We start from the raw sequence: 12,420 nt of genomic DNA, 5'->3' as shown, positions 1-12,420 counted from the left end.
GGTTTCGCCGACGTTGCGACGGCTCATTCGGCGCAAATGGTGAACGGAGGGTTTCCGGAACCAGCCTCGTATGGTTTCGAAAAGGTGTGCGTCCGGCTCTCCGTCGGCATCCGTCATCAATCCAAAATTTACACCAAATCGAATGAGTCGCATTTTTCGCGAATTTTCGGCGTTTTTCGCTCAATGCGAACACTTGCGATTTATCGACGGCTGCTAGTCAGGGGATCGATTGCGAGAACAACCGCAACGGTTGCGAACAACCGACCAAAGAAACGACCGGGGTCGCGAGATGTTTTTTCTGCTTCGCATGGCATTCTGGCTCGGGCTGGTGCTCGTGCTTTTGCCCAGAGAGAGTACGCCTGAATCGGACAAGCTCCCGCAACTGGGGGCGTCGGAAGCCGTTTCGGCTGCAACCGCGGCGGTGTCGGACATGAGTCAGTTCTGCAAGCGGCAGCCGGCAGCCTGTGAAGTGGGCGGCCAGGCCGCCACCGCGATCGGACAGCGGGCCCAGGAAGGCGCGCGCAAGCTCTATCACATCATCACCGACAAGAAGGCGCCCGACCATACCGGCTCGATCGGCGGCGCCGACGATGCCGACGCTGCGCCACCGGAGGCGGCGCCGCGCGACACGCTGACGCCGGACGACATGGTGGCGGAGTGGCGCGGCCCCTGAGCGCGAATTGGCGCGGAACAGTATCGCTTTCCGGCTCCCGCAATCCTATATAGATCGCTGGGATTGAGCGCGGGACACGATGACGATCGACGAAATCAGGGACAATTTTGCGCTGCTGGAGGATTGGGACGACCGCTACCGGTACGTCATCGAGCTCGGCCGCACGCTCGACCCGATGCCGGAAGCCGAGCATTCCGCCGCCAACAAGGTGCAGGGCTGCGCCAGCCAGGTCTGGCTCTCCAGGCAGGTCGACCGCAGCGGCGGGCAACCCCAGTTGAACTATCTCGGCGACAGCGACGCGCATATCGTGCGCGGGCTGATCGCGATCCTGCTGACGCTGTATTCCGGCCGCACCCCGCAGCACATCCTTGCCACCGATGCGCTGGAACTGTTCGACGAACTCGGATTTCGCGAGCACCTGACGCCGCAGCGCTCCAACGGGCTGCGTTCCATGGTCGAGCGGATTCGCTCCGACGCCCGCGATGCGCTCGCGACCGCTTCCTGACTGGAGCGCTTTCTTCCTCCCTCCTCCCGCGCAGCGGTGTGGAGGGGGCGGACTACTTCCGCCGCCGACGCTGCTGACCGAGCCCCATCTTCTTGGCGAGCGCCGAACGCGCCACCGCGTAATTGGGCGCCACCATCGGGTAGTCGGCCGGCAGGCCCCATTTGTCGCGGTACTGATCCGGCGTCATGTCGTATTGGGTGCGCAGGTGCCGCTTCAGCGACTTGAAGAGCTTGCCGTCCTCGAGGCAGACCAGGTAGTCGGGCGTCATCGATTTCTTGACGGATACTGCGGGCCGGACTGGTTCCAGCGGCACTTCGGTCCGGCCGCTCGATACCCGCTGCAGGGCTGCGTGAACCTGGCCGATCAAGGCGGGAATTTCGGAGGCCGGCGTGGGATTATGGCTGAGATAGGCCGACACGATTTCAGCTGTCAGGTCGATGAAACTCTTTCCGGCGCTATCGGTCATGGCTGAACCTTCCAGAAACGCAATCGATCGGCATCCCACCGGATCGGACCAGTATCCCGAAGCCCCAATACGCGGATCGGAATCACGGATTCTTGCTCTACTTGTCGAATATGAGCGGATTACTGTTGGCGTGACAAGAACGGCCGCGCTTTATTTTTGATGGGCTTCGCCGCAACTACAGGCCCGCTCAGGAACGGTGGTCGAGATGCGCGCGCAGTTCGTCGATCGACGCGAACCGCATCATGCCTTCGGGCATTTGCGCCTCGATCGAGCCATCGGAATACAGCGAATAGGCCATGCCGTCGACGACACCCGATTTGAGAACCGTGACCTGTGCCGGTTCGTCATTTCGCACCGCCGGCGGGTGGCGATCCGCGTTGTCGACGGCAGTATCCGCTTCGGCGAAGGTCGAAGGCGTGCGGCCGGCGCGACGCGGCGGCGGAGTATCGCTCCGCGCCCGCTCCGGCTTCGGCCAGGCGTCATCAAACGACGCGGGCGGCGCTTCCGGTGGTTCGGAAACCGGCGGCGGGGCCGCCGGTTCGGGGGCGGTCATGGAAGGATCCATTCGCGCCTGGGCGCGCTCGCGCTCCTTGCGCGACGACGATGAGAACAACAGGTTGCGCTTCGGCCTTGGGGCCGGCACGGGCTCGACGGCTACCGGCGATGGCTGCCTTTCGTCCGGCCCGCGGTCGCTCGCGGTGACCTCCCCAGGCCATGGCGGTTCTGATGATGGCGCCGCCGGTTCCACACGACCATGATGGTCCGGTTCCGCAATCTGTTGGTGGGGCGTATCGCCTGTCGTCGCTGGTTGAGATGGGTTGTCCGCGTGAAATGCCCTTGTTGCGTCGGGCCCTAGCCGTCGCGCGATCTTTTTCAGTTCCCTGACGGCCATCCACAGGCCGATCAGCAGCATCCCGCTGCACGTGCCCATGGTTCCGGCGACGATCAGGGTATTGCCCAGACTGAATTCGTTGATCTGTATTCCGAACCCGATCGCCGTCAGGCCAGCCAAAAGCAAGCCCAACCCGGCCAGCAACAACACGACGACCCCCATCGAATTCACCCCTTGGCCGCGCCCGAAATGCTCGTCAGCCATATCTCCACAATACCGTCATAATGCGCGTACCGCCAACCGCCAATTCTAACCGCCGTTCCCCCAATCCGGTTTCGCTGGGCGACCTCGGCAGCGATCCCCGCGAAGGTCTTTAACCGTTCTGCGATTGCTGCATCGCATCAGGGAAATTACGCCACATTTACCAATTACTTGGAGAGGCAACTGCGCTATACGGATGCCGGGGAAGAGGCTCAAAGCGCCAAAAGGTCTGAGCCGCAGGGGACACCGGGTTACCGAGAGCCATGTCATCCATCACTGCTTCGGCCATCGACACGCCCGCCCGGCGATCGATGGAACGGACTTGCGACGAACTCGCCATCGCGGTGCTCGCGGCGATCGGCTTGATCGCGGGTCTGACTTTTGATGACTATGGTCTGGGCTGGGATGACTACACCCATGCCGAATATGCCGATCTGTTGCTGCGCATGTACGGATCCGGCTTCAAGGACATCGCCGCGCTGTCCTTCGCGAATCTCTTCATGTATGGCGGCGGCTTCGATATGGCTGCAGCATTGCTGCACAAGATCGTCCCGCTGGAGTTGTTCGAAACCCGCCGGCTGCTCGGTGCCATCGTCGGCCTGATCGGTCTTGGCGTGACGTGGCGGCTTGGCCGCCGTGTCGGCGGTCCGCTGGGTGGACTGGCAACGCTGCTTCTGCTGGCGCTGTGTCCGACCTTCTACGGTCACATGTTCATGAACCCGAAGGACGCGCCATTCGCGGTTTCGATGGTGATCCTGATGCTCGGCCTTGTCCGCCTGGCCCAGGAATATCCGGCCCCCTCGCCGCGCACCGTTCTGATCGTCGGCCTCGGCGCCGGCCTGTCGATCGGTTCGCGCATCCTCGGCGGGATGGCCCTGGTCTATGCCATGGTCGGTTTTGCGCCGCTGTTGCTGGAGGAGCTTCGCACGCACGGCCTGCGTGAATCGGTTCGCCGCTTCGCCCATGTCGTCTACGTGCTGCTGCCCGGCATGGTGTTCGGCTATCTCATCATGGGGCTGATCTGGCCGTGGTCGATCATGGAGCCGGGCAATCCGTTCCGCGCGCTGACCTATTTCTCGCACTTCTTCGAGAAACCGTGGAAGGAGATGTTCGGCGGAGCGCTGGTGTCGGTGCCGGATATGCCATGGTCGTATCTGCCGACGCTGTTCGCCCTGCAGCTTCCCGAAGTGCTGCTCGGACTTTGCCTCGCCGCCATCGTCGGCACCTTCCTGTCGCTGTCGCGCGCCGGTGTGCCGGCCCGCCGCAAGACCATCTTCCTGATGCTGACGCTGGCGGCGACATTGCCGCTGGCGGTAGCGATGGTGAAGCGACCGGCGCTCTATAACGGCATCCGCCACTTCATTTTCGTCATTCCGCCGATGGCGGTGCTGGCGGGAGCTGCCTTCGCGTGGGCAATGAACTGGCTCAAGCACAGCCATCGTCGATGGCAACCCGCCGCTTTGGCCATCTTCACTTTCGGCCTGCTGCTGCCGCTCGGCGAAATGATCCGGCTGCATCCCTACCAATACACCCACTTCAACCAGATCGCCGGCACGGTTCGCGGCGCCAACGATCTGTTCATGCTGGACTACTGGGGCCTTGCGCTGAAGCAGGCTTCCGACGGTCTGCGCGAGGAACTCGTCGAGCGCCAGGAATTCCCGCCCGCCAATCGCAAATGGAAAGTCGCGGTGTGCGGACCGCAACGCCCGGCCCAGGTCGCACTCGGTCCCGATTTCACGATCGGCTGGGACTCCCATGCCGCCGACTTCGCGATGACGCTGGGCCAATTCTACTGCAAGGGCCTGACCGCCCCGGTAATGGTGGAAATCAAGCGCGACGACGTGGTGTTTGCCCGCGTTTACGACATCCGTGGCCAGAACATTTCCGATCTGCTGTCGATTCCGGCGCCGTAAGCGCCGACCGCCTGGAACCGTGGTCGGCAATGCCGTTCTGGCCGGCGCCGCTGCGCAGGATCGACAGGCTCGCCCCCACTACACATGGATTGAAATCTCTCGGGTTTTGTGTAGATTGATTTTCAACAACCTCTGCACTGCGAATCCAGACGCCGCCCAATTCCGGGCGGCGTTTTTGTTTTTCTTGGCATGTCGACCGATGACGGTAACCGGGCGTGGCGCCTTGCCGCAAAATGGTCCGGTTGACCGTTTCGGTCACTACGCAGGGAAAAATTTGCCTCAAATTAACCGAAGCAACCAACATTGGCCGCAACCGCTCGATTCCATCTGGCCTTATGGGAGCCGCATGTCGTCACTTTCCTCACCGTTTCTTTCTTCGATCACCCGCGCCGGCCGGGCGCGGAGCGCCGCAAGTTCTGCCGACATCGCATTGCTGGCGAGCCGGCTCGCGGAATCCGAAGCGCGCGACCAGGCGCTGGCCGACTGCATCGACGCCATCACGGAGGGTCGTCTCGACGTCGAACGGCCGGCGACGCAGGATCGCCTCTCGATCGCGATCGGCCGTCTGCTGGATCGATTGGCCTCGAGCGCGTCGCGGGACCTCGATCGAATCGTCAACCTCAGTATCCAGGGCAGCGAGACCGCGATCTCGACCGCCCGCCTGCTCGGAACATCCCGCGAGATCGACCATCGTACCCAGTCGTTGGCGGCCGCAGGCGAGGAATTGGTGGCTTCGATCGCCCAGATCCGGGCAACCGCGCAGACCGCAAGCGAAGACGCTTCGGAAATGCGCGCCAGCGCCGAACAGGGAATGTCGACCGCGGATTCCGCATCGGCGGCAATGAGCCGCGTGGGAGTGACGGCGAACCTGGCGTCGGAGAAGATCATTGCCCTGAACGAGGCATCCGAGGCGATAGGAACGATCGTAAGCTCGATCGATGCCATTGCAAAGCAGACCAACCTTCTGGCGCTGAATGCAACAATTGAGGCGGCACGAGCAGGCGCGGCCGGCAAGGGCTTTGCCGTCGTGGCGACGGAAGTCAAAAGCCTTTCGCAGCAGACAAGCTATGCCACCGTGGATATCCGGGCCCGCATCGAGCAGTTGCGGGCCGATATCCACACCATCGTTGCCGCGATGTCCGACTGCACAACAGCCGCTGAGGAAAGTCGTGACGTCGTGGCATCGCTTGGTGAAGCGATGGCCGGTGTCGGTCGGCAGGTTTCCAGCGTTACTACCGGCATGGCCGAAATCTCCGGCATCCTGAACCAGCAGACCGACGCTTCACGCGAAATCGCTCAGGGCATTTCCGCCATCGCCGCCATGACGCAGCAGAGCGTCGACCAGGTGGTGGCGATTTCCGACCAGCTCGATACCGTCCACGGTCTGGTGGCCGAGGAAATCCAGAATATTTCCAGCTTTTCGTTCAACAACAAGATCCCGCGCCTGGCGAAGGCCGATCACGTGATCTGGAAGAAGCGGCTGGCGGATATGGCCGTGGGACGGACCGCGTTGAAAGCCGATGAACTGGCGGACCATCATTCCTGCCGGCTCGGCAAATGGTATTACGGCGATGCCTCGCACGATTCTCGCAGCCATCGCGCGTTCGCCCAGCTGGAAAAACCCCACGCACTGGTCCATCAGCATGGCAAGCAGGCCGCAAGATTGTTCGCAGCAGGCGATCTTTCCGGTGCCCTGCGGGAAATACAGCATGTGGAAACGGCATCGAAGGATGTCTTGCACCTGCTCGATGAGTTCGGCAGATAGCAGCCGGACGACGGCGCGGGCGGAGCGACGCATGCGCGCCAGACCGACAGAGAGCGGCAGGTTGTCTGGCGCCCCGTCACCGCAATCGTAGTTCAAGCGAAATCGCGCAAAGGGGCTGCGACAAAACAACTCGACGGGCAAATCACCTGAAACTCCGTCAAGACCCCAAAGCAAAAATATTCTGTTTTCCAGAATTTGCAAATCAGTCTATATTGCACCCTGTCTCACCCGATGAGAGGGGCGGATCGCGATCGTCACGAACGCGCGGTGGGATGCGGTGACGCAATGGCGGCGAAAGACGAATGCCCCGTTGCGTACGGAGAAACCGTGTGGTCCTGGCACCCCGACGCTGGTGTCAAGCTCGCGCTCAGGCGCGCGGGTGACGGTGGCAAGAAAGCCCGGTCACCGGGGAGAGCGCGGTATAATCCGTAGAGCATCGCGCAGGGAAAGTCGGATTGCCTTAGCTGCCCTGTATGCTCGTGTGCGCAAGTTTTGTGCGAGTTTGCACACGAGACCGCGGGTGCAGCGTGCATCCGGCTTTCCCTGCGCCCTCTTTCTTCAGAGGGCGTCAAACGTCGCAAAGCTCGGGCGCATCGCGCCGCGACAACGCGGACGCACGCCCTCTCGATGTTCGACAATTGAGACCGGAAGCTCACCCCAACGTCGTCCCGGAAAAGTGAGCGCCGATCCGGGACCATACGCCGCGGCTTCGCGGCAAAGACTCCGGTGTGAGATGGCTTCTTCACTTTCAGGCGCCGGTGGCCTGGAATCCCCGCTTTCGCAGGGACCACGCGGAGAGATCACATTGCAACCCCGAAGCCGCCTTCCTGCCCCACTCTACTTCGGCGCCTCCGCGAACGCACCCAGAATTCGCGCCCAGGAGCGGATGCCCTTGTGAAAGCTCTTCAGATCGTACTTCTCGTTCGGCGAATGGATGTTGTCGTCGTCGAGCCCGAAACCCACCAGCACGGTATCGAGCCCGAGGGTGCGCTTGAAATCGGCGACGATCGGGATCGAGGCGCCGGAGCCGATCAAGAGTGCTTCCTTGCCCCACTCCTCGGTCAACGCACGCTTGGCGGCGGCGAGCGGCTTCATGTTCCAGTCGAGCGCGATGGCGGGCGCATTGGAATGGTCGATGAATTCCGCGCTGCAATCTCCAGGCAGCCGCTCGGTGACGTAGTCGCGAAACGCCTTTCGAATCCTGTCGGGCTGCTGCCCCTCCACCAGCCGGAACGAGACCTTGGCGGAGGCTTCCGCGGGGATCACCGTCTTGGAGCCCTCGCCTGTATAGCCGCCGATGATGCCGTTGATGTCGCAGGTCGGGCGCGACGAGACCTGCTCGATCAGCAGGCGGTCGGTTTCGCCGGCCGGAAGCGCAAGCCCGATCGGCTTGAGAAAGGAATCCGGCGTCAGATTCAGATTCTTCCACTGAGCGAGGATCGCCGGCGGCAGGTCCTTCACGCCGTCATAGAAGCCGGGGATGGTGATGCGGCCGTTCTCGTCGTGAAGGCCGCCGAGAATGCGGGTCAAGACCCGGATCGGGTTTTGCGCGCCGCCGCCGAAGATGCCGGAATGCAGGTCGCGGTTGGCGGCCTTGATCCTGACTTCGTCGTAGACGAGCCCGCGCAGCGAGGTGGTGATCGCCGGCGTGTCGGAATCCCACATGCCGGTGTCGCAGACCAGCGCGAAGTCGGCCTTGAGATCGCTCTTGTTCGCCTCGAGAAACGGCACGAAGTTCTTCGATCCGACTTCTTCTTCGCCCTCGATGACGATGGTGATGTCGACCGGCAGCGATCCGGTGACGGATTTCCAGGCGCGGCAGGCTTCGACGAAGGTCATCAGCTGGCCCTTGTCGTCCTGGGCGCCGCGCGCGACGATGATCTTTCGCCCGTCGGCATGGTCGGTGACCACGGGTTCGAACGGCGGACGATTCCACAGATTGAGCGGATCGACCGGCTGCACGTCGTAGTGGCCGTAGAACAGCACATGGGGCCGCGAGCTCCCGGCACTATTTGCGGTGGCGCCATTGAGCTTGGCGACGATGGCGGGATGGCCGGCGGTGGGCCTGACCTCTGTCGTAAAACCGAGCGTCGCGATGTCGGCGGCAAGATGGTCGGCCGCCGCCCTGCAATCCCCGGCAAAAGCGGGATCGGCCGAGATCGACTTGATCCGCAGCAGCGCAAACAGCCGCTGCAGACTGTTGTCGAAATCCGCATCGATGTGATCGAGGACCGGTTGAACTTGCGTCGCGTTGGACATTGCGATCTTCCCTTGGCTAGCGGGGTTGCTGCTGGATGGCTGGTTGTAGCTCGCCGGCCGCTAGAGACAAGGCGACGGCATCCGACGGCGGATGCAGGATGTGCCAGACCAGTCCGCCTGCGATCACGGCAGTCGCCGCGAGATTGTTCCCCCAGGCCTGCAGATCATTCGGAAACACCGGAAACGACAGGCACATCAGGCCGCCCGCCAATGCCAGCGCCGCCCATGTGCCCGCCCGGACCGCCGCGCGAGGATCATAGGCCGCCCGATGGATCAGGACCGTGACCGGAAAGAACAGCCACATGAAGTAATACTGCCGGGCCAGCGGCGAGGCCACCGTCATCAGACAGAACAGGATGCCGAGTTCCTCGGCGGTCGAGCGTGGCGTCATCCGCGCGCGCGACGGCATCACCGCGAGGAAGCCGGCGCCGATCAGGAACGATATCGCCAGCACGATCCAGTTGGCGGTCCTGAAATCGAGATCAACCAGATTCATGGTGCGCGGCGGCTTGCTCGGATCGTCCTGGTTGTAGTTGACCGGCCGCGTCAGCCGATGCGTCATCGCGATGATGGATTGATTGACCCAGGACCAGTTCTGCTCGTCGCGCTGGCCAAATCCCTTCTCCGAGCTCGACCCCACCATGCCCTGGTACCAGGTCTTCAGCTCCGTGACGTTGTGCTGGTAGCCGCGGAACGGCGCCGGCAGCACGAACAGGAACACGCCGAGGAACACCACCATCCCCGCAACGGCCGCCCACTGCCTTCGCCAGATCAGGTAGGGAAACACCGCCACCGGGAAAACCTTGATGGCGGTGGCCAGCGCGAACATGCTTCCCCCCATCCACGGCCGGCCATGCTGCAGCAGCCAGAAACCGAACAGCATCAAAGCCAGCAGAACGAGGTTCGGCTGTCCGAGATCGAACATGTCGAACACGAAGGTAATCGTGACGAACCCCGGCAGCGCGAACAGCCAGGGACCGGACGTCCGGCCGGAGCCCGCCATCGCGTGCGAGAACTGCGCCGTCATCCACCACGCCACCGCGTTGAAGAGCGACAGGCATAGATAGAGCGGTATCTTGCCGAAATAGCTCGGTATCGCCAGCAGCACCGCCGACAACGGCGGATAGATGAAATCGAAATAGCTGTTTGGGTTGCTGGGATAGAGATCCTTGCCCGCCAGCACCTGCTGTCCGGCCCAGAACCACAGCGGATAGTCCTTGGTCTTGCCGTTGCCCCAGATTTCCGGAACCAGAACGTCAGCCGTCAAAGCGACGCAACAGACCAGAAACAGAATATCGAGCGGCGCTCGCAACGACGGATATCTCAGCACACTGAAGGTTTCCCGGAAAATCGGAGGCAGATTTCGTCGCAGCCACGAATCCTATCGTCGCAGCAGCCCGCCAAGCGCGCCGCGCACCAGCGCGCGGCCGACCGAACCGCCCATCGCGCCGCCAACGGATCTACCGAGACGGGCAGCGACGCCGCCAACCACCTGGTTGGTGACCGTGCGTGTGAGGTCTCGCGCGATGACCTGGCCGGTCGACAGTTTTCCCCGCTTGCCGTTGGTGCCGAAAATCGTCCCGACGATCGCGCCGATCTGCCCGAAGAATCCCCCGCCTGCCGAGCCTTCGGCGGACGCGGGCGCGGCCGTCTCGGCGACTCGCTTCTGCAGCATCTCGTAAGCGGACTCGGCATCGATGGCGGTGTCATATCTGCCCTTTACCGGGCTCTTGCTCATGATCGCCTTGCGTTCCTCCGGCGTAATCAGTCCCATGCGTCCCGCAGGCGGCCGGATCATCACGCGCTCGACTATCGCCGGCGTGCCGTTGCCTTCCAGGAACGACACCAGTGCCTCGCCCTTGCCCAGTTCCGTGATGACCTTGGCGGTGTCGAGCTTCGGATTGGGCCGGAAGGTCTGCGCCGCGGCCGCCACCGCCTTCTGGTCGCGCGGAGTGAAGGCCCGCAACGCGTGCTGCACCCGGTTGCCCAGCTGGGCAAGCACCTTGTCCGGCACATCGATCGGATTCTGCGTGACGAAATAGACGCCGACGCCCTTGGAGCGGATCAGCCGCACGACTTGTTCGATCTTGTCCAGCAGCGCCTTCGGCGCATCCGTGAACAGCAGGTGCGCCTCGTCGAAGAAAAACACCAGCTTCGGCTTCGGCAGATCGCCAACCTCAGGCAGTTCCTCGAACAGTTCCGACAACATCCACAGCAGGAAGGTCGAATACAGCCGCGGGCTCTGCATCAATTTGTCGGCGACCATAATGTTGACCATGCCGCGGCCGTCGCTGTCGGTCTTCATGAAATCTTTCAGAATCAGCGCCGGCTCGCCGAAGAACTGGCTCGCGCCCTGGTTCTCCAGCACCAGAAGCTGACGCTGAATGGTGCCGACAGTGGCCTTGCTGACGTTGCCGAAGGTCTGCGCCGCCTTGCGGATCGGCGCCAGTGCATCCTCGTCGGCATCGGCGGCCTTCTTGCCGACGGGGACGATCGCATCCAGCAGCGACCGCAGATCCTTCAGGTCGATCAGCGTCAGCCCGTTCTCGTCCGCGACGCGGAAAGCGACGTTCAGGACACCTTCCTGCACGTCGTTGAGGTCGAGCATCCGCGACAGCAAAAGCGGCCCCATTTCGGTGACCGTGGCGCGCACCGGATGGCCCTGCTCGCCGAACACGTCCCAAAACACCGTGGAGAACTGGTCCGGCTGGAACGCAAGGCCCATTGCAGTGGCCCGCTTCAGAATGAAATCCTTCGCCTCACCGACTTCCGCTATCCCCGAGAGGTCGCCCTTGATGTCCGCCGCAAACACCGGAACGCCGGCGCGCGCAAATCCTTCAGCCATCACCTGCAGCGAGACGGTCTTCCCGGTTCCGGTGGCACCGGTGACGAGACCATGGCGGTTGGCAAGCGCCAGCGTCAGCCACGCCGGTTGTTCGCCCTTGCCGATGAAGATCTTGTCGTCGGTATCCGCTATCTTGGTTTCGGATTTAGCCATTGCATCGCCTCTTCGCGCGCCTACCCAGGGCTTCAGTCGAGGGTTTCAGTCGCCGGAAGCCACCATCATACTGCATCTTGCAGGCCGATTGAAACCGTTCCAACGCTGCTCCCCCGGGGATTTGAATTCCCGGGGCTGCTCAAGATGAGACCGACCGGCTTCGTTTGATCCGTGGGCGAAAGGGACACTGAAGCCGCTTGGCCGGCGACAAATCTCCGTAAATCCCACGCTCACTCTTGCAACGCTGCAACACTCGCGACGCGATCTGGGATGAAAACAGCTTTCGCATGCGGGGATCGCTTGTAATTCGCAACGCGGAAGATCAAGATAAATTCACAAGCAAGGACCCGGCAAGTAACGGGTCGAGGACGGGGCAATATGGACGAACTGATTGGGCAGCTGGCTGCAAAGGCCGGCATTGATGAAGCTGTGGCTGAAAAAACCATCGGCATCATCCTGGGGTTTCTTCGCAATGAAGGCCCTTCCGACAAGGTTCAGGCATTGATCGACCAGATTCCCGGCGCGGAAGCCGCCATCGCGGCCTCCAGCAACAGCGGCGGTCTTGCGAGATTGATGGGCGGTGGTCTGATGGCGCTGGGAACCAAGTTGATGGGACTTGGTTTGGGTATGGGCGAAATTCAGAATATCGCGCGTGAACTTTTCCGGTTTGGCCGAGACAAAATCGGAGCGGATCAGATGGGCGAGATAATTGCAGGGACACCGGGCCTCAGCCAGTTCGCTTAAAGCA

The 12,420-nt window shown here is 62.4% G+C and carries 10 protein-coding genes; 5 read left to right on the top strand and 5 right to left on the bottom strand.

Annotated elements, in window-relative coordinates:
* Nucleotides 1–289: 289 nt before the first annotated feature.
* Together Q8R73_RS17870 and Q8R73_RS17865 are read left to right on the top strand one after the other, a co-directional pair.
* Nucleotides 290–673: a DUF5330 domain-containing protein gene (locus Q8R73_RS17870; RefSeq protein ID WP_305720879.1), complete on the top strand. Its 384-nt coding sequence runs from the start codon at nucleotides 290–292 to the stop codon at nucleotides 671–673.
* 79 nt (nucleotides 674–752) lie between these two features.
* Nucleotides 753–1,178, top strand: a complete 426-nt coding sequence (locus Q8R73_RS17865) for a SufE family protein (RefSeq protein ID WP_305720878.1) — start codon at nucleotides 753–755, stop codon at nucleotides 1,176–1,178.
* Nucleotides 1,179–1,230: 52 nt separating this feature from the next.
* Here the strand turns inward: Q8R73_RS17865 and Q8R73_RS17860 are convergent, their stop codons facing one another.
* Both Q8R73_RS17860 and Q8R73_RS26080 read right to left on the bottom strand, forming a co-directional pair.
* Nucleotides 1,231–1,644, bottom strand: coding sequence for a MucR family transcriptional regulator (locus tag Q8R73_RS17860; protein WP_305720877.1), 414 nt, complete (start codon nucleotides 1,642–1,644; stop codon nucleotides 1,231–1,233).
* Nucleotides 1,645–1,831: 187 nt separating this feature from the next.
* On the bottom strand, nucleotides 1,832–2,197 hold the full coding sequence (locus tag Q8R73_RS26080; RefSeq protein WP_371126124.1) for a hypothetical protein: 366 nt from the start codon (nucleotides 2,195–2,197) through the stop codon (nucleotides 1,832–1,834).
* A gap of 803 nt (nucleotides 2,198–3,000) precedes the next feature.
* On the opposite strand from Q8R73_RS26080, the gene Q8R73_RS17850 reads away from it, so the two are divergent.
* Together Q8R73_RS17850 and Q8R73_RS17845 are read left to right on the top strand one after the other, a co-directional pair.
* On the top strand, nucleotides 3,001–4,650 hold the full coding sequence (locus tag Q8R73_RS17850) for a glycosyltransferase family 39 protein (RefSeq protein ID WP_305720875.1): 1,650 nt from the start codon (nucleotides 3,001–3,003) through the stop codon (nucleotides 4,648–4,650).
* A 19-nt stretch (nucleotides 4,651–4,669) separates the two neighbouring features.
* Complete coding sequence (locus Q8R73_RS17845) at nucleotides 4,670–6,415, top strand: methyl-accepting chemotaxis protein (RefSeq protein ID WP_305720874.1); 1,746 nt, start codon at nucleotides 4,670–4,672, stop codon at nucleotides 6,413–6,415.
* 837 nt (nucleotides 6,416–7,252) lie between these two features.
* Here the strand turns inward: Q8R73_RS17845 and Q8R73_RS17840 are convergent.
* The 3 genes from Q8R73_RS17840 to Q8R73_RS17830 are packed head-to-tail and all read right to left on the bottom strand — an operon-like array spanning nucleotide 7,253 to nucleotide 11,672.
* Nucleotides 7,253–8,674, bottom strand: a complete 1,422-nt coding sequence (locus tag Q8R73_RS17840; RefSeq protein ID WP_305720873.1) for a M20/M25/M40 family metallo-hydrolase — start codon at nucleotides 8,672–8,674, stop codon at nucleotides 7,253–7,255.
* 16 nt (nucleotides 8,675–8,690) lie between these two features.
* Entirely contained in the window at nucleotides 8,691–10,001 is a 1,311-nt protein-coding gene (locus Q8R73_RS17835; protein WP_371126126.1) for a glycosyltransferase family 87 protein, read from the bottom strand.
* A gap of 54 nt (nucleotides 10,002–10,055) precedes the next feature.
* Entirely contained in the window at nucleotides 10,056–11,672 is a 1,617-nt protein-coding gene (locus tag Q8R73_RS17830) for a helicase HerA-like domain-containing protein (protein ID WP_305720871.1), read from the bottom strand.
* Nucleotides 11,673–12,050: 378 nt separating this feature from the next.
* On the opposite strand from Q8R73_RS17830, the gene Q8R73_RS17825 reads away from it, so the two are divergent.
* Nucleotides 12,051–12,416, top strand: coding sequence for a DUF2267 domain-containing protein (locus Q8R73_RS17825; protein ID WP_305720870.1), 366 nt, complete (start codon nucleotides 12,051–12,053; stop codon nucleotides 12,414–12,416).
* Nucleotides 12,417–12,420: the final 4 nt, after the last annotated feature.

The organism is Bradyrhizobium sp., from assembly GCF_030697065.1.
Classification (GTDB): Bacteria; Pseudomonadota; Alphaproteobacteria; order Rhizobiales; family Xanthobacteraceae; genus Bradyrhizobium.
The sequence above is the reverse complement of the archived record's forward strand: the minus strand, read 5'-3'. Positions and strand labels throughout refer to the sequence as shown.